Source organism: Pandoraea terrigena (assembly GCF_902459705.1).
Lineage (GTDB): Bacteria > Pseudomonadota > Gammaproteobacteria > Burkholderiales > Burkholderiaceae > Pandoraea > Pandoraea terrigena.
In genome coordinates this window covers 154,681-172,088 of record NZ_CABPRU010000006.1, presented here as the reverse complement: position 1 = coordinate 172,088, position 17,408 = coordinate 154,681, and the positions used below count along the sequence as shown (strand labels likewise).

The 17,408-nt window shown below is 65.0% G+C and carries 17 protein-coding genes; 5 read left to right on the top strand and 12 right to left on the bottom strand.

Going from position 1 to position 17,408, the window contains the following annotated elements; translation table 11 throughout:
• Window positions 1–16 precede the first annotated feature (16 nt).
• From PTE31013_RS14575 to PTE31013_RS14540, 8 genes are all read right to left on the bottom strand, one after another.
• Window positions 17–355 carry a flagellar protein FliT gene (locus PTE31013_RS14575; RefSeq protein WP_150613509.1) on the bottom strand — a complete coding sequence of 113 codons (339 nt, stop codon included), beginning with the start codon at window positions 353–355 and terminating at the stop codon, window positions 17–19.
• Window positions 348–782, bottom strand: coding sequence for a flagellar export chaperone FliS (gene fliS, locus PTE31013_RS14570; RefSeq protein ID WP_150613508.1), 435 nt, complete (start codon window positions 780–782; stop codon window positions 348–350). The genes PTE31013_RS14575 and fliS overlap by 8 nt, the downstream gene beginning before the upstream one ends.
• Window positions 783–821: 39 nt before the next feature.
• Entirely contained in the window at window positions 822–2,927 is a 2,106-nt protein-coding gene (fliD, locus tag PTE31013_RS14565; RefSeq protein WP_150613507.1) for a flagellar filament capping protein FliD, read from the bottom strand.
• 156 nt (window positions 2,928–3,083) lie between these two features.
• Window positions 3,084–4,496 (bottom strand): flagellin N-terminal helical domain-containing protein, encoded by a 1,413-nt coding sequence (locus tag PTE31013_RS14560; RefSeq protein WP_150613506.1) that lies wholly within the window; start codon window positions 4,494–4,496, stop codon window positions 3,084–3,086.
• A gap of 493 nt (window positions 4,497–4,989) precedes the next feature.
• Window positions 4,990–5,649 carry a response regulator gene (locus tag PTE31013_RS14555; protein ID WP_150613505.1) on the bottom strand — a complete coding sequence of 220 codons (660 nt, stop codon included), beginning with the start codon at window positions 5,647–5,649 and terminating at the stop codon, window positions 4,990–4,992.
• Complete coding sequence (locus tag PTE31013_RS14550; RefSeq protein WP_174978574.1) at window positions 5,646–6,551, bottom strand: sensor histidine kinase; 906 nt, start codon at window positions 6,549–6,551, stop codon at window positions 5,646–5,648. The genes PTE31013_RS14555 and PTE31013_RS14550 overlap by 4 nt, the downstream gene beginning before the upstream one ends.
• 372 nt (window positions 6,552–6,923) lie before the next feature.
• A complete protein-coding gene (locus tag PTE31013_RS14545) occupies window positions 6,924–8,318 on the bottom strand; it encodes a sensor histidine kinase (RefSeq protein ID WP_246174578.1) in 1,395 nt (464 codons plus the stop codon).
• Window positions 8,311–8,982, bottom strand: a complete 672-nt coding sequence (locus tag PTE31013_RS14540) for a response regulator transcription factor (RefSeq protein WP_150613503.1) — start codon at window positions 8,980–8,982, stop codon at window positions 8,311–8,313. Before PTE31013_RS14540 ends, PTE31013_RS14545 begins: the two co-directional genes overlap by 8 nt.
• A 272-nt stretch (window positions 8,983–9,254) precedes the next feature.
• Here PTE31013_RS14540 and PTE31013_RS14535 point away from each other — a divergent pair, with 272 nt between their 5' ends.
• The 3 genes from PTE31013_RS14535 (at window position 9,255) to PTE31013_RS14525 (ending at window position 12,258) form a co-directional block, all read left to right on the top strand.
• Complete coding sequence (locus tag PTE31013_RS14535) at window positions 9,255–10,304, top strand: ABC transporter substrate-binding protein (RefSeq protein ID WP_150613502.1); 1,050 nt, start codon at window positions 9,255–9,257, stop codon at window positions 10,302–10,304.
• 168 nt (window positions 10,305–10,472) lie between these two features.
• Window positions 10,473–11,306: an ABC transporter ATP-binding protein gene (locus PTE31013_RS14530; protein WP_150613501.1), complete on the top strand. Its 834-nt coding sequence runs from the start codon at window positions 10,473–10,475 to the stop codon at window positions 11,304–11,306.
• 82 nt (window positions 11,307–11,388) lie between these two features.
• Window positions 11,389–12,258: an ABC transporter permease gene (locus tag PTE31013_RS14525; protein ID WP_174978573.1), complete on the top strand. Its 870-nt coding sequence runs from the start codon at window positions 11,389–11,391 to the stop codon at window positions 12,256–12,258.
• A gap of 124 nt (window positions 12,259–12,382) precedes the next feature.
• On the opposite strand, the gene PTE31013_RS14520 is transcribed toward PTE31013_RS14525, so the two are convergent.
• From PTE31013_RS14520 to PTE31013_RS14505, 4 genes are all read right to left on the bottom strand, one after another.
• Window positions 12,383–12,985 carry a BPSL1445 family SYLF domain-containing lipoprotein gene (locus PTE31013_RS14520; protein WP_150613500.1) on the bottom strand — a complete coding sequence of 201 codons (603 nt, stop codon included), beginning with the start codon at window positions 12,983–12,985 and terminating at the stop codon, window positions 12,383–12,385.
• A 291-nt stretch (window positions 12,986–13,276) separates the two neighbouring features.
• Complete coding sequence (locus PTE31013_RS14515) at window positions 13,277–13,771, bottom strand: hypothetical protein (RefSeq protein ID WP_150613499.1); 495 nt, start codon at window positions 13,769–13,771, stop codon at window positions 13,277–13,279.
• A 42-nt stretch (window positions 13,772–13,813) separates the two neighbouring features.
• Window positions 13,814–14,611, bottom strand: a complete 798-nt coding sequence (locus PTE31013_RS14510) for a response regulator (RefSeq protein ID WP_246174577.1) — start codon at window positions 14,609–14,611, stop codon at window positions 13,814–13,816.
• A gap of 101 nt (window positions 14,612–14,712) precedes the next feature.
• Window positions 14,713–15,957 (bottom strand): ATP-binding protein, encoded by a 1,245-nt coding sequence (locus PTE31013_RS14505; protein ID WP_246174576.1) that lies wholly within the window; start codon window positions 15,955–15,957, stop codon window positions 14,713–14,715.
• Window positions 15,958–16,112: 155 nt separating this feature from the next.
• Here PTE31013_RS14505 and PTE31013_RS14500 point away from each other — a divergent pair, with 155 nt between their 5' ends.
• Entirely contained in the window at window positions 16,113–16,811 is a 699-nt protein-coding gene (locus tag PTE31013_RS14500) for a flagellar basal body L-ring protein FlgH (RefSeq protein WP_174978572.1), read from the top strand.
• A complete protein-coding gene (locus PTE31013_RS14495) occupies window positions 16,811–17,344 on the top strand; it encodes a hypothetical protein (protein WP_150613496.1) in 534 nt (177 codons plus the stop codon). The genes PTE31013_RS14500 and PTE31013_RS14495 overlap by 1 nt, the downstream gene beginning before the upstream one ends.
• Window positions 17,345–17,408 lie beyond the last annotated feature (64 nt).

Genomic DNA, 17,408 nt, shown 5'->3' with positions numbered 1-17,408 from the left:
GAGACGCGCTGGCGCGTCAGGTGCCCAGGTTCAGGCCGTAGACTTCGTGCAGGGCACGTTGACGGCGTGTGCTGTTGATCATGGCATCCAGATGCGCCAGGCGCGGGACCACGAGATCGCGAATCGCGGCGTCATCGGCCAGAATGCGCCGGATGACGGCATGCTTGCGCGCCCGCTCGTCCTCGCTGAGCGGCAGCGAGGCATCGAGCTGCTTGATCGAATCGACCTGCGCACGATACTGCATCTCGAGGTCGATGAGGGCATCCCAATCGCCATCACGCGCCACGCCGAGCATGCGCTCCGTGAGGCCGGCAATGCTCTCGTAGCAGTTCAGCAACGTCTTGGCTTCATTCATAGCGCACTCCGGTGCCCGCCTGCGCGGCGGGGGCACCCGTGCCGGCCGCCGGGGCGATCGCGCGCCAGGCCGACGCAATCGTGTCGAGCAGGGTGTCGACTTCCTGTACCTTGACAACGTCGTTCTCGAGATTCGCTTCGAGCAGGCGTTGGCCCATGTAGTCGTAAAGATCGCGCAGGTTGCGAGACAGTTCCCCGCCGACGTTCATGTCCAGGCCGTCGCGCAGACCGCCAATAATGCCGATGGCTTTCGAGAGCGCGAGTCCGCGATCCGCGACGCGGCCGTCTTCAAAATGGACGCGGGCCTTCGTGAGGGCTGCCTTGGCGCCGTCGAACAGCATCATGATGAGCTGGTGCGGACTCGCGGCGATGACGCCTGTCTCGAGCCCGACTTTGCGATAAGCGTTGGCGGCGTTTTGACCGTACATGACTTTCTCCGAAGCGCGCGGCGCGGGTGCGTCGCGGGCTTACTTCGAGGACGACGACGAAGACGACGACCCGCCAAGCACCTGCTTGAGGTAGTCGCTCGTGTTCTGCAACTTGGCCATCGTCGCGTCCAGTGCCGTGAATTGGGCGAGATAGCGGTTCTGCATCTGCGTCATCTGGTCCTGCCAGTCGCTTTCCTGTTGCTGCACCTGCTTGATGCTGGCGTTCAGGTTCGATGTGGCCGTGCTGATGGCCCCCTTGGCGCTCAGGAAGTTACTCACCTGGTTCGACAGCAGGGAGGCATAGCCTTGCGAGAAGCTGATGGTGCCACGATTGCCAAGGTTAGTGCCGGTGACCTGGATCTTGAGGCCGTCGGTCAGCGAACCCGCAGCGCCGGTCAGCGACTGGCCGCTGCCCGTGGCGATCACGCCGCCGATCGAGCCGCCGACATCCACGCCATCGGTACTGGGCGACACGCCGGTGCCGAACAGCGTGGTCTGGGCATTGCCCGACGTCACACGGATGTTCGAGGCGGAGCCATAACGGTTCGACGTGATCGACAGCACCCCGGCGGTCTGCTTGACGGTCACCGTCGAGCCGTTGGCGACGAACTTCGAGTTGCCGTTGATCGCGGCCTGCAAGGCGGCGGCCATCTTGTCGGGCGTGTAGGTGCCGTTCGGGATGGTGATGGTCGTGCTCGTGCCGTCGACCTGCAGCGTCAACGTATTGTTGGCGCCGTTGATGACGGTGTTCGCGCCAAGCGTGGCGTTCGACGTGAGCGTGCCTTGCGTCGCCAGTCGCGTGACGACCACGTCGTACTGGCCCGGCTGGGTATTGGTGGTCGAGCCTTGGTAGTTGATCAGGCTGTCGCTGGTCGTGCCGTTGGTGGCAAGCAGCGACGCGAGTTGAGCGAAGCCGCCCGAGGCGATGGCCTTCTGCAGCTTGGTCGAATCGACGGCGAGCTGACCCGACGTATCGGTGGCGCTGCCGGAGCCGTCGCCGGCCTGGAACGTGACGCCAATGTCTGCGAGCGACGTCAGCACCGACCCCGCGACCCCCGGCAGCTTGCCGTTCAGGATCTGCTGGATCTGCGTGGTGATCATCTGCGTGGTCGTGTCGCCGATCAGCGGGCCGTTGTTGTTCGAGGTGCTGCCGGGCGAGGCGCTCGACTTGTCGAAGTACGTCAGTTGGCTGATGGCGGAATGCAGCGTGTTGTAGGCGGCGACGAAATCGTTGACGGACTTGGTGACACCGTCGCTGTTGTTGCTGACGCTGACGGTGGTTGTGCCGATCTTGAGCAGGTTCATCGACAGGCCCTGCACGGCGCTCTTGACGGTGTTGGTCTGGCTCGACACAGCCAGGCCATTGATGGTCAGGTTTGCGTTCTGGCCCGCGGCGGTCTGCGTCAGGTTCTGCGTGCCGGTGGGGTCGTACGCGAGCATGTTCGTGAGCGTGGCGTCGCCGCCTGCGGCGACGTCCACCTTCATGCTCATCGCCTGACCCGTCTGCGTCGAGGTCAGGACCAGGCGGTTCGGCGTGGCGCTGCCGTCATTGACGATCGTGGCCGTCACCCCGCCGTTGGCGGCGTTGATGGCGTCGCGAATGCCTTGCAGCGAGTTGTTGCTGTTCGTGATCGTGATATTGAACGGCGCCTGCTGCGCGTTCGGCGAGAAGCTGGCGCCGGTATACGTACCGTTTGCGAGCGTGCCGCCCGAGATCGTGCCGAAGCTGAAGGTCAACTGGGTGGACGCGCCGCTGCCGATCGATGCGGCGGGGTCCGATACGCCGGACGTCGACAGGCTTTGGGCCTGCGCCAGTTGCGTCGCGTTGATCGTGTAGCTGCCGGCCTTCGCGGTGGTGTCCGCCGACGCGGTCAGGATTGTCGCGTCGCCCGGTGTGGCCGTCATCTGGAGGAACGACGACGCCGATGACAGGTTCGACAGCGACGACTGGAACGAACTCAGCGCCGATTGCAGGCTGCCGAGCGCGGAGACCTTGGTCTGGTAGCTGGCTTCTTGTGACTTGAGCAAGCTGAGCTTTTGCGTGGCCGGCTGCATCAGACTGGTCACGAGCGCGTTGACGTCCAGCCCGGAGCCGATGCCCGGTGACGAAATGGAGCCCGTAGTGCTACTGCCGGTAGTCGCCATAAATTGCTCGCTCTCAAAAATAGTTGCTCAACTCACAAAACGCCGGCATGAAAAAGGCTGCCTTTGTAATGTGTGCGGCGGCGCCCCCCGTGAAGGTGGCGCCGCCGGCGGCCCGGCCATGTTGCCGCCGGGCGTCAAACCAAGCCCAACAGGCGCTTACTGGAGAAGCTTCAGCACTTGTTGCGGCAGTTGGTTGGCCTGGGCCAGCATCGAGATACCAGCTTGTTGCAGGATCTGCGACTTGGTCAGGTTGGCCGTTTCCGAAGCGTAGTCGGTGTCTTGCACACCCGAACGCGCCGTGGTCAGGTTCTGCGTCGTGGTCGACAGGCTCGAAATCGTCGACTGGAAGCGGTTTTGAATAGCGCCCAGGGTCGATTGCAGCGTGTCGACGGTGCCGATGGCCGAGTCGATCTGCGACAGCATCAGCGTGGCGCTGCTGACCGTCTTGACGTCGGCTTGTGCCAGGCTACCGCTCGTGGCGTAGGTCGTGGCAGCCGTCGGCAGGCCCAGCTTGGTCAGGATGGCCGGCGTGCCGCCGCTGATCTGGAACGACGACCCCGAGCTGAGGTGCATCTGGCCCGTGGTGTCGACATACGCGTTCACGCCGCTGTTCGACGAGTTGATCGCGTTGGCCAGGTCGCCGGCGCTGTTCATCTTGCCGGTGATGTTCGTGGCCTTGCCGTTGACGGTCAGGACCAGGTCGCCTGCGGACAGCGTTTGCGAGAACGTACCAGCGACTGCGGTCGACGTGGTCGTCACACCGGCGGCGGCACCTGCGACGGCCATGCCCAGCGTGGTGGCGTCGGCGCCGGCGATCGTCATCGTTTGCGCGGCGTCGGTGTTGGTGATGGCGATTTCACCGGCCGAGTTGACCGAGGCGACGTTGCCCGTGAAGCCCGCGGTTTGCGCGGCAGTGTTGATGGCCGTGGCCAGGTCGGCCGAGCTGTTGTACGTGCCGGCCTTGACGTTGACGGCAGCGCCTGCACCCATCTGAACGGTCAGTGCGGCAACGGTGAAGCTCAGCGGGTTGGTGGCCGAGGTCGTTTGTGCGACCGAACCGATGCTGGAGGTGGTCATGCTTTGTTGCAGGTTGACCGAAATGGTCTGGCCTGCGTTGGCGCCCACCTGGAAGTTCGCCGTGCCCATCGAGCCGTCGAGCACGTTCAGGCCGTTGAACGACGTTTGGGTCGCCAGGCGGTTCACTTCCGCCAGACGCTGTTGGACTTCCTGGTCCAGCGCGGCGCGATCCGAAGTCGAGTTGGTCGAGTTGGTCGACTGAACGGCCAGCGTGCGGATGCGCTGCAGGTTGTCGGTGATGGCCGACAGGGCGCCTGCGGCGGTTTGCACCAGCGAGATACCGTCGTTGGCGTTGCGCTGCGCTTGCTGCGTGCCGTTGATCTGGGCCGACATGCGGTCCGTGATCGCCAGGCCGGCGGCATCGTCGGCGGCGCTGTTGATGCGCATACCCGAGGACAGGCGCGTGATCGAGGTTTGCAGGCCCGACTGCGACGTGCTCAGGTTACGTTGTGCAACCAGCGAGAAGATATTGGTATTGATGACAGATGACATTTAGCCACTCCTTTCCCAAAATTTTTGGCTCCGGCTTAAGCGCCGTAACTTCGGCTCTACAGCCATTCGCCGAAAGCCGCCGTTGTAGGGGATATCGGACAGCCATTGGGAAAATTTAGGGTGATTTCACAAAATGATGTGCCACCCCCCATCGACGGGCCCTGTCGATGTAGGAAAAACGCTAGTGGGCCAGTCTACAAAATTCCTCCACGATTGATCGCGCGAGGACAGGGGCAATCTGCCGCTTATTCAATCCCTGTAAGGCTTGGAGAGATGGCGATGATGGGCTGGCCGACTGTGAGGCGGGCACCCATTCTCAGCGAATGGCAGCGCCTTGAAGGCACAAAAGAAAATTTCTCGTCCGGGTGAGAAAGTGTTGCCGCGCGCAACGCTGCCGATGGCAGAGAACGGATCGGCGGTCCGAAATGCAAGTGACCCGCTTGCGCGGGCCACGTAGTGATCGCTCACTTTTCAAGGCGCGGTGCCGGAATGCTCAGGCGCAGACCGGCCCCATCTCGGCGCTGACCAGGCCGTGCTGCATCACGTAATAGGTGAGCTCGGCATTGTTGTTCAGGCGCATCTTCTCGAGCAGGCGCGTGCGATACACACTCACGGTCTTGACCGAGAGCGAGAGCGCATTGGCGATGTCGGTCAGGCGCTTGCCCGAGCCGATCATGCAAAGCGTCTGGTATTCACGGTCCGACAGGCGCTCGTGCGGCGGCTGATCGTCATCCGGGCCGAGGTAGTCGGCGAGCGTCTCGGCCACCATTGGACTGACGTACTTGCGCCCTGCGGCGACCTGCCGTACGGCCGAGACCAGTTGCTGCGCGTTCGAGCGTTTGCTCAGATACCCGGCCGCGCCGGCCTTGAGCGCCCGAAGCGCGAACTGGCCTTCACCGTACATGCTGAAGATCATGATCGGCAGGCGCGGGTGCTTGCGTCGCAGGGTCTTGAGAATCTCGAGACCGTTCGTGTCGGGCAGCGAAATGTCGAGCAGGACGATGTCCCACTGGGCGGCGTCGGTCATCTCGAGCGCTTCCGCGCCACAGTCGGCTTCGCCGACGACCGAGATGCTCCCGCTATCGGAGAGCAACTGTCGCACGCCCTGACGCACGATGGCGTGGTCGTCGACGATGAGCACTCTGAGCGTCATGATGCGTGTCCGTGAAGAGCAAGCGATTCCGGGGCATGGTGGCCGGTCGAGCGCGCGGCGGCCGGGGACGACAGAATCTGGTGCCAGGGAAGACGCGCGCACACGAGCGTCCCCGATCCTTGCGCCCTGCCAATTCGTATCGTGCCGCCAAGCGCCATACAGCGCTCGCGCATCCCCACCCATCCAAAATGTCCCTGCTTGCGACGCGCGCCGCGGACCAAGCCGCAACCGTCGTCGGAAATCGTGAGTTTGAGTGAGCGATGACTGCCGTCGAGCGCCACCACCACGCGGGAGGCGCGCGCGTGCCGAGCGACATTGGTCAGCGCTTCCTGTGCTATTCGGTACAGCGCCAGCACTGCGTCGGGCGTGAGCCTGGTGACGCGCTCGCGCGTCACGTCGTCGCAGCGCCAGATGCACGTGAGGCCGCTTTGTTCGCCGAAGTGGCGCAACCAGGCGCGCAACGAGGCAACGAGGCCCGCGTCGAGCGCGGGCGGGCGTTGGCGGCCGACGAGTTCGTCCGCCGCGTCGTGGGCGGCGCTTGCCGCCTGCTGAATCTGGGTGCAGAGGGACTGCCATTCGGCGGCGTCGGCCGGAGCGCGCGTAGCCAGGCGAGCCACCACCAGCTGCAATGCCGTGAGGTGTGCGCCAAGCCCGTCGTGCAGCTCACGCGCCAGACGCGTGCGCTCGGACTCGCGAGCCGCGTCGACCGCGCGAGCCACCGACTGTGCCGGTTGACGTGTGACCGCCGCGCGTGCAGCGCGCGAGGCGGGCTCGACCGGCAATGCCGTGTCGCACGCGGCAGCCGGATGCGATGCCGGTGTCACGGCGCACGCTTGCGACGCGTCGTCAAGTGACACGCGACGTCTCGCAACCTGTGCGGCACGATCGACGAGATACGGCATGGAGGCAAAATTCCTGAGAGAAAAAAGTCCCATACCGCAACCTGCGCGGCGAGACCCCACCGAATTTAACAAACTTTACATTTCGTCACAATTGCGCGCAACGGACAACCGTGTGACGGGTGGCGGAGCATAACTATTTGATTTGGATCAAAAAGTATCGGTCTGCTTACGGGCAATTCTGCAAAGACCCCAAAATATATCAGGGTTTGTCCTAGCCGGAAGCGTCGTGCAAATGTTTCAAACGAATTTTTTGACCTAACCAACGGTAATGGCTCAATTTTTCTTGCGACTTCAAACGGCCGTGCATTTCTATCAGGAGGATGCGCGGGCTTGCGATGCGCGCTATCGGAGACGTTCCTCCGGCAACGTTCCCTATGAGGCGTTGCGTTCGGTCTCTAAGGCGAGCGGCAGTGTCACGGTCACGACCAGACCGCGACCATCGTCGCCTGACGCCAACGTCACGGTGCCGTGGCTGGCCGCCACGATTTCCTTGACGATGGCCAGCCCCAGCCCGGTGCCGGGCTGGCCCGGCGGCGCATTCCGATAGAAGCGCTCGAACACGCGCTGCCGCGCCTCGGCCTGGATCCCCGGCCCATCGTCGATCACACGCAGGCGGGCCATGTTGTCAGGACTGCCGATGGCGACCGTCACGCGTCCCCCCTCGTGGATATAGCGGATCGCATTGTCGACAAGATTCATGACCATTGCGTGAAACAGCTCGCCATTGCCCTCGACCCACACGTGCGCTTCGACCGTCTCCAGTCCCAGATCGATATGGCGCCGTTGCGCGAGGGCGACGAGCTCCTCGAGCACGCCGGCGGCCACCGCCACCAGGTCGACGCGCGAGCGCGAGAACGCCGGGGTGTCGGCCGCCTCCGCTTGCGAGAGCAGCAGCAGCTTGTTGGTGAGATCGGCCAGCCCGCGGCTGCTCGTCTGCATGGCGGCGAGCACGTCGGCGAGCGCGGCCCGGTCGTCGAGCTGCGCGGCGAACTGCAACTGGGTGTCGAGCAGCGTGAGCGGTGTGCGTAGCTGGTGCGCGGCGTCGGCCACGAAGCGCCGCTGTTGCTGCGCCTGCGCCGAGAGCCGCTGGATGCACAGGTTGATAGCGTCGACGATGGGCCGCAATTCGGTTTGCAGGTGCCCGGCGCGAATCGGCACCAGTTCCTGCGGCGCGCGCCCGGCGACCTCGTCCTTGAGGCGGATCAGCGGATGCAGCTCGACCGTCAGGCCGATGAGCACCAGCAAGGCGGCCAGCGCGGCCATGGCGATCTGGCGGTGCAGAGACGGTTCCCACAACTTCGCGAGCATCTCGTCGTGGGCGTGCATCGTCTCGGCCACCATGACCGCGACCCGATACGGCGTGCCGGCGTTGTACATCGTGCGGACATAGCTGACAGCCCGCAGCGGTTCGCCGTTGACGGTGACGCTCGAATACGCCGGAGCCGTGGTGGGAAAGAGCGGCGGCCGCGGGAAATCCGGCGGGCCGGCGAGCAGTTGACCGTCCTGGGTGACGACCTGATAGAACACCCGGTCCCTCGCCGGCGAGGCAAACAGTTCGAGCGCGGAGGGCGGCACGCTCGCGCGCAGCGCGCCATCGACCCAGGTGAGTTCTCCGGCAATCACCTGCGCCGACGTGAGCAAGGCCCGGTCCTGCACGAGCGCGGCGGTGTCGCGGGCACTGCGATACGCCAGCCATCCACTCGCGCCGATATAGAGCGAGAGGGGCAGCATCAGCCACATCAGCAGCCGTACGCGCAGGCTAAGCATCTTTTGCGCGCAGCAGATAGCCCAGGCCGCGTAGCGTCATGATGGCCGCGTGGCTCGTCTCGAGTTTCTTGCGCAGCCGATGGATATAGATTTCGATGGCATCCGCGCTGGGTTCGTCGTCGAGACCGAAGACGCCGTCGACGAGGGCGCTCTTGGCGACCGTCTTGCCCTGCTTGCGCATGAGGATTTCAAGCACGGCGTGTTCGCGCGACGGCAGCGCGAGCGGCGCGCCCGCGATCGTGAACTGTCGCGTGCCCGTGTGATAGGCCAGGTCGGCGCAAACCAGGTCGGCGCTCTGCTCGGGCGCATGACGGCGCGCGAGCGCCTTGACGCGGGCGATCAGCTCGCGCACTTCGAACGGCTTGACCAGATAGTCGTCGGCCCCCGCGCCGAGACAGTCGACCTTTTCGTCGACGGAGCCGCTGGCCGTGAGAATGATGACCGGCACGTTGTTGCGCCGCTCGCGCAGCCGTCGCAACACATGCTTGCCGCCAAGCTTGGGCAGCATGAGATCGAGCAGCACCACGTCGTACGTCTCGGTTTGCAGCAGACGGTCGGCGGCGTCGCCGTCGCGCGCCGCGTCGACGGTGAAATTGTCGTCGCGCAGCATGCGGGCGAGCCAGTGGGCAAGGGTGTCGTTGTCTTCGATCAGCAGCAGTTTCATGACGGCAAAGGCGTAGGGCGACGGAGACAGCGACGGCGAGTGTGCCCGCGGAACCGGCGCAAGCCAACAGCGGGTAAACACCCACCTTTTGCGCGAGAAAACCTGCATGGGACGAAAGCTCGATGAAAGCTTCGGTTTTCTACAATCCACCTCAAGGCAAAGGAAACGATTCGGAAGTCCGCTGCCTGGGCCTTGTGGCAAACCACAGAGGTCGGCCGGCGCCGCAACGCGACGCTTGAGCCATTATCCCTAAAAACGATGGAGACACCATAATGCGAGCAAGCCGTGGCGTGCGTACGCCGAAAGCCTTCGTGAAACCCGTTCTGGCCGCCGTGTTCGGCGCGTCGCTGGCGCTGGCCGCCGTGCCGAGTTTCGCCGCCGACAGCGGCAAGATCACGATCATGGTGGGCGGCATCACCAAGCTGATCTACCTGCCGGCCAAGCTCACCGAGCAGCTCGGGTACTTCAAGGACGAAGGGCTGAACGTCGAGCTGCTCTCGCAGCCGGCCGGTGTCGATGCCGAGAACGAACTGCTCGCCGGCGCCGTGCAGGCCGTGGTCGGCTTCTACGATCACTCCATCGACCTGCAAAGCAAGGGCAAGGAAGTCGAGGCCATCACGATCTTCGGTCAGGTGCCCGGCGAAGTCGAGCTGGTCAACGCCAAGAGCCGCGACACCATCAAGAGCATGGCCGACATCAAGGGCAAGACCTTGGGCGTGACCGGCCTTGGCGCGTCGACCAACTTCCTCACGCAGTACCTCGCGGCCAAGCACGGCATCACGTCGGCGCAGTTCTCGGTGCTGCCGGTCGGTGCCGACAACACGTTCATCGCCGCCATGAAGCAGAACCGCATCGATGCGGGCATGACGACCGAGCCGACCGCCTCGCGCCTGATCAACACGGGCGACGCGGCAGTGCTCGTCGACATGCGCACGCTCAAGGGCACGGTCGACGCGCTGGGCGGCGCTTACCCGGCGTCGAGCCTGTACGTGCAGCGCGCGTGGGCCGACACGCACAAGGAAGAGGCGACCAAGCTGGCCCGCGCGTTCGTGAAGACGCTCAAGTACATCCGCACCCACTCGGCGGCCGAGATTACCGAGAAGATGCCGAAGGACTACTACGCCAACAACAAGGCGCTGTACCTGCAGGCGATGCAGAACTCGCTGCCGATGTTCTCGCCGGACGGCCGCATGCCGAAGGACGGTCCGGAGACGGTGCTCAAGGTGCTCGCCGCGTTCAACCCGAACGTCAAGGGCAAGCACATCGATCTCTCGAAGACCTACACCAACGCATTTGTCGACGCCGCGAACGTGCCGAAGTAAGCGTTCGATCTCGCGTCACCCTATGACCCTGTAGTTTCGGCGCGCGCGCTTCACGGCGCGCCGCCACCGAGCCGCCCGCACCCGACGACTGTCCGGTGTGCGGGCAGGCTCACCCCTGAAAAACCGCAACGACACCGTTTGCCCTTCGACGTCACTGAGGAACCGGGCATGACCCAGACCATCACCCCCACTGCGCCGGCACGCACTGCGAGCGCCGTCTCGCGCGATACGCCGGCCATCGAATTCGAGAACGTGTCGTGCCGCTTCATCTCGGCGGACGGCCACGCCACCGTCGCCTTGCGCAACTTCAACATGTCGGTCGCACGCGGCGAGTTCGTCGCCATCGTCGGGCCGACCGGCTGCGGCAAGTCGACCACACTATCGATGATCACCGGTCTGCTGCGCCCGACGGCGGGCAGCGTGCGCGTGATGGGGCAGCCCGTGAACGGCATCGACCCGCGCATCGGGTTTGTCTTCCAGAACGACGCGGTGTTTCCGTGGCGCAGCGTTCGCGAGAACGTGGCCGCCGGCCCGCTCTTTCGCGGACAGCCGAAGGACGCCGCGTACGCGTTGGCCGACCAATGGATCAAGCGGGTGGGCCTGGACAAGTTCGGCGACCACTACCCGCACCAGCTTTCGGGCGGGATGCGCAAGCGCGTGGCGCTGGCGCAGACGTTCATCAACAACCCCGAAATCCTGTTGATGGACGAGCCGTTCTCGGCGCTGGACATGCAAACGCGCACGCTCATGCAAGACGAGCTGCTGCAACTGTGGTCGTCGACCTCCGGCTCGGTGGTGTTCGTCACCCACGATCTGGAAGAGGCAATTGCGCTGGCGGATCGCGTGTTCGTGCTCACGGCGCGTCCGGCCACGTTGAAGAATGTGTACACGATCGACCTGCCGCGTCCGCGCGTGATGTCGGAGGTTCGCTATGAGCAACGCTTCATCGACATTTCGCGCGAGATCTGGGCGGATCTGCGCGAAGAAGTGAAGATCGGTTGAAGACGAGGCCCCCGCCGGGGCATCGACAATGAATTTGCGGGCCGCGCATCGACGCGCGTGCCTACGCCGTCTGGAGGAGGGCATGAACATGAGTGAACAGGCCATGCTGGCAGGATTTAGTGACGCCGATCTCGCGCGCGAAGAAGCCAGCGCGCAGCGTCGCATCAAACAACGTCGCGCGCTGGTGATTTTCCTGCGCGTGGCCATTCTGATCATCGGGCTGGGCGGTTGGGAGCTGGGGGCTCGCCTGGGGTGGATCGATCCGTTCTTCTTCTCGCAACCGACCCAGATCGTCGCGCAGATCTATACCTGGTGCGTGGAAGGCACGTCGCAGGGCCCGCTCTGGACGCAGGTGTTCGTCACGCTCGAAGAGACCGTGCTGGGCTTTCTGATCGGCGGGGTGGCCGGTGTGATCTGCGGCATCGTGCTCGGACGCAACAAGCTGCTCTCGGATGTCTTCAGTCTCTACATCCAGATCGCCAACTCGATTCCGCGCGTGGTGCTGGGCTCGATCTTCGTGATTTCGCTGGGCCTGGGCATGGCCTCGAAGGTGGCGCTCGCCGTGGTGATGGTGTTCTTCGTCGTGTTCGCCAATGCCTTCCAGGGTGTGCGCGAAGCCGACCGTTACATGATCGCGAATGCCCAGATCCTGGGCGCGTCGCGCCGTCAGGTGACGATGTCGGTGGTGATTCCGTCGGCGCTGTCGTGGATTCTCGCCAGCCTGCACGTGAGCTTCGGTTTTGCGCTGGTGGGCGCGGTGGTCGGTGAGTTCCTCGGCTCGAAGCAGGGCATCGGGCTGCTGATCTCGACCGCGCAGGGCGCATTCAACGCGAGCGGTGTGTTCGCTGCGATGATCGTGCTCGCGGTCGTGGCGCTGGGGGCGGATTACCTGCTGACGTCGCTCGAGAAGCGTTTGCTGAAGTGGCGTCCGGCAGCGTTCAGCACCGAATGATGCCGACCGTCATCGCCTGCGCATGAAACAACGGCGCCATCCCTTGCGGATGGCGCCGTTTTCGTTTGACGCGACGCCAGAGACGGCGGGGTACCCAAGCTGGCGCCTCGCCGTCCCGTCAGCGTCAGATATTGAGCTTGCTCACCTTCGTGCCTTCGACGTTCAGGTTGGCCATCAGACCGGCGTTGGTCATGACGATCACTTCGACCGGCGAGGTCGCGGTGTTCAGGTCGACCGCACCGTTCGCGCCGATCTTGACCAGGGCAACCGAGGCATCGGCACCGGCCGTCCAGCCGTCCATGCGCTGGAATTTCTCGAGGGCGTCCTGCGTCATGAACAGGAAGATGATGGCCTTCGACTGCGCCCCGATCTGCAGACCGAACGACGCCGTCACGGTGTTGTAGTAGCCCTTCGTGGCACCGCCCACGCGCAGGGCGCCTTCGCCATATTGACCACCCACGACGAACCCGGCTTGCAGCACGGAAGGGAACACGAGCATGCCGCGCGACTTGCTGACCAGTTCGCGCGAGCCCGGCACGGACGCATACATCTTGTCGAGCGCGCCATTCACGGAGGCATCGATCTCACGTCGCTTGTTCGCATTGGCGCCGGGGGAGTTGTCGCTCTTGCTGGCCTGCGACGGCGTGGTCGTCGTGCAGCCGGTGAGCGCGAGGGCAGCGGCGGCGACGGCGACGGAAGTTTTCATCAGGAATTCGCGTTTTTGCATTTTCTCCCTCCAGGTAACGTGTGCCGCGTGTTGCGCATGGCGGCATGGGTACGGATAAGACGGATAAAACGTCGGGCCAATGGTGCGCGTCGTGCAGAGCGCGTCACGTCGGCCATGACGCGGGCGATGAGGTCGATAGTATGGCCTCCGACGAATATGGCGGTGTGCCATGGCGGCAGGCAACGCGTCGGCGTGACGACGATTATGCGGCCTCCGTCGGTATTGTCAACGAATTAGGGTGACAAGTTCCGTCAATTTGTAACTATCTTTCGCTAACCCGTAGGTGTCCGCCTACGTGCACTTGCGCATGTATTCCTCTATGAGGGCTTTGCGCGGGCGGGTACGTGTAGGAATGTCGACGCGATCGCCGGCCGGTGACTCGACTCGACGCCCACGCTGGTAGACCGGCTTGTCCGGGGTGTTGGCGATCTTGTCGGCGAGCGCGCGGCACTCGTCGCGCAGGGACGGTGATCTCGTGGCGGCGGCGGCTTGCGATGCGGCCTGCTCGCGTGCGGCTGGCGAGCACTGCTCGGGCGGGAGGGGACGCCCGACGCTATCGAAGCACACGGGCGTTTGCGCCCACGAGAAGCCGCTGGCGCCGAGCAGCGCGATGGCGGTGACGGCTTGCAGAAGGCGTTTGATCGGGGGGTGAGCGCGTACAAGCTTTGCAGTGCGAATCATCTGCGATACGGCGCCCTTGGGCGTGGAGGAGGCGGAGGAGGCGGAGGAAGCGAGGGCAGCGAAGGCAGTGGGCATCGGGGAAAGCGTGGCGGCGCGGCGTGGCATCGTCAATCTCCTCAAGGGAACCGCGCTGCGGCGCGGGTGCGCCTATTCTGGCATTGCTCCGGCCGGATTGTCGATAGCCGCGACACCATGCCGCGCGGCGCCCATGCCGGGGCGGTCCGTGCGCAACTCCAGCCGATAGCCGACGCCATAGATCGAGCGCACGATTTCTTCGTCGGGCCGGATCGCCTGCAACTTGCGACGGAGGTTCTTGATATGGCTGTCGACCGTGCGGTCAGCGACCACGCGGTGATCGTCGTACATGCGATCGAGCAGGTGGGCACGCGGGAAGGTTTTGTCGGGATGGCTGGCGAGTGTGGCCAGCAACCGCAATTCCACCGGCGTGAGCGGCAGTTCGTGCCCATCGAGTCGCGCGTGATGACGCACCGCGTCAATGACGAGCGCGCGCGCGGGTGCGACGTTGGCACCGGCGGCGGATCCCTGGGGGGACGGGGCGATACCGGCGCCGCGAACCCGGCGCAGGATCGCCTTGACGCGCGCCACGACCTCGCGCGGGCTGAAGGGCTTGCAGATGTAGTCGTCGGCACCGAGTTCGAGGCCCAGCAGGCGGTCGGTCTCCGCCGCGCGGGCCGTCAGCATGACGACCGGCACGTCGGAGATCTCGCGCACCGCGCGGCAGACTTCGAGACCGTCCATGCCCGGGAGCATGAGGTCGAGCAGCACCAGGCGTGGCTGCATCGCGCGCACGGCCGGGAGCACGTCGCGGCCGTCCGAGAGAATGCGGCAGGGCATGCCCGCCACCCGCAGGTATTCCGCGAGCAACGCGGCGAGCTTGGGCTCGTCTTCGACGATCAGAATCGGAGCGGTGTCGGAGAGGGTCATCGCGTCGGTCGGTGAACTTGGGGCGGGAAGCGGCTCAGGGGTCAATGGGCGCGACGCGGCTGGCGACGGGCTCGGTGCGGTTGGGGGCATGGGAGAAGGGCTCAACACGAGGTCGCGAGGGCTGGGTCGTCGAGCCGTGGGAGGCGGGGCCGGCTCGCGTTGCTGGATGACCCGCCGCACGGCCCGCACGCGCCCACGGGCGCCTGGCGGTGACACGGCAGGGTGATCGCGAGCGCCAGCCCCCCCAGCGGGGAATGCCGTGCGGCGATCTGGCCGCCGTGCGCCTCGACGATGTGTTTGCACAGCGTCAGCCCCAGGCCGGCGCCGCCACTGCGCCGGCTGCGCGAGGCTTCCACGCGGAACAGGCGCTCGAACAGGCGCGGCAGCGCGTCGTCCGGCACGCCCGGCGCCGAGTCTTCGATCTCCAGACGCAGCTGCGCGGCCGTGGCCGACAGGTAGACGCGCACCGCGCCGCCGCCGTCGGTGTAGCGCAACGAGTTCTCCAGCAGATTGCCCAGCAGTTGCGTCACTCGGTGGAGATCGCCGTCGATGATGAGCGTGTCGTCGGGCAGGTGCACGTTCAGCGCGATGCCCTTGGCGTCGAACCAGTCGCCGAACGCGGCCACGGACGTGGCGACGCGCTCGGTCATGTCGACGGGGGCGAACATATAGGTGAGCGCGCCGACGTCGGAGAGCGACAGTTCGTAGAGATCGTCGATCAGCTTGGAGAGTTGCGAGATTTCGACGCGCAGCGAGGCGATCGCGTCCTGCGTGAGCGGGCGCAGACCATCTTCCATCGCTTCGATTTCGCCGCGCAGGATCGACAGCGGCGTGCGCAATTCGTGCGAGATGTCGGCGAGCAGGTCGCGGCGCGAGCGGTCGTTGCGGGCGAGTGTGTCGGCAAGACGGTTCAGGTCGACCGCGAGTCGGGCGAGTTCGTCGGCACCGGCAGTCGGCGCGCGCACGCTGTAGTCGCCCATCGCCATGCGGTGGGTGGCCTCGAGCAGCGGCGTGACGGGCACGAGCAAACGCCGGGCGAGGTGCAACGCCACGGTGCCGAGCAGGGCGACGCCGAGCACTGTCAGATACATCAGGTTGTTGCCGCACAGCCAGCGGTGCCCGCCGACGGCGGCGCGCACGACGAGAGCCGTGGCCGTCATGGTGATCAGGCCCGTCGCGAAAAGCGCGAGGAAAAGCTTGCGGGTGATGCCGGAGTTCATGCGCTGGGTGGTCAGGCTAACGGTGATGGCTTGGAAAGCGGCGCCTCGCGTGAGGCGCCGGTGTGGCGATGCCAGCGTTGGCGCGCCATTTTCCCAGCTTCGGGGCGTGGCGCGGCGGGCCTCCACAAATTTTCCTCTATTTGTGCTTAGTAGCTGCACTTGCGCTCCTTACTATCCCTCTCGAAGCTGGCCGCCGTGCCGTCTTCGTCATCCACTCATCGTTCACACTTTTCGAAGACGACCGGACACGGCGTCCGGTACCGGCGCGGGGGCGCCTCATCATGTCGAAGCTGTCGATGCTACAGCGCGCTGCTGCGCGGGGCTTTGTCCGGACGGTCGCGCTGCTGTTGGCCACGGGCGTCATGCTGGGGGGCTGCGCCAGCTCGGCACCGGCACCCACGCCGATGGCCATGATGCCCATGCCGCGTGTGGAGAATGTGCAGACGGGCGGGGCCATCTACCAGTCGACCACCGCCACGAACTGGTTCGAGACACCGGTCGCCCATCGCATCGGGGATCTGCTCACGATTGCGGTATCGGAAAACGCGTCGAGCGGGAACAAGTCGCAGAGCGACATCTCGCGCAACGCGAGCGTGACGGCCAAGAGCGCCAAGGCCGATGGGGCCGATTCGGTGCTGGAGCGCTGGTTCAACATCGGCCAGTCGGCGAGCACTTTCAAGGGCAACGGCAACAACAGTTCCAGCATGGCGCTGGCCGGCACGATCGCGGTCGCGATCGTGGAGGTGCTACCCAACGGTGCGTATGTCGTGGGCGGGGAAAAGCAGGTCCTGCAGGGGCGCAATATGGAGACGTTTCGCTTTACGGGCGTGGTCAACAAGTTCGACATCTCGCCGGGCAATGTGGTGGCGTCGAGCAAGGTGGGGCAAGCCAAGGTGGCGAGGGTGGACGAGGGCCAGGTTGCCGATGGGAGCAGCGGCGGGTGGCTGCAGGGCATTCTGCTCGGCGTGTCGCCGTTCTGATGGCGCGCCTGGCGATTGTGTTGATGCTGGCGGCGGCTGCCAGCGCCACCCTGGGCGGGTGCCTTTTCGCGACGCCTGTGCCGGTGCTCGCCGCGCAGGTCGCCTCCAGCATGGTGTCGACGGGGGTGATGTTGTCGGATCAGTTGCCGTCCATCGCGCCGCCGACGGCGCCTGCCGCGCCGGAGCTGCTGTCGCACACCCTGTGTATCGAGCTGGCGCCGGACGGCATCTCCGATTTGCTGCCGGCGATACAGGGACGTTTGCGCGCCTATGGCATCGTGAGCACGATCTACAGCCCGGGCACGTGGCCGACGGGTTGCGTCGTGCTCAATTATTCGGTGCGGCGCGCCTGGCGCAACGCGTTGTGGGACAACGCGCCGAGCGAATACCTCGCCTACGCGACGCTGACGCTCAGCCGCGACGGGTCGGTCATCAATACGGTGTACTTCGACGGCCGATCGCGCACGGTCGCATCGTGGTCGGCGTCAAACTCGCGGATCGCGCAATTGGTTGACCGGCTGGTGGTGTTCTGAGCGAGGAGGGGTGGGGGCGGGCAGTGCGTTAGCAGAAACCCTGATCAGTAAGTGGCTTGACAGC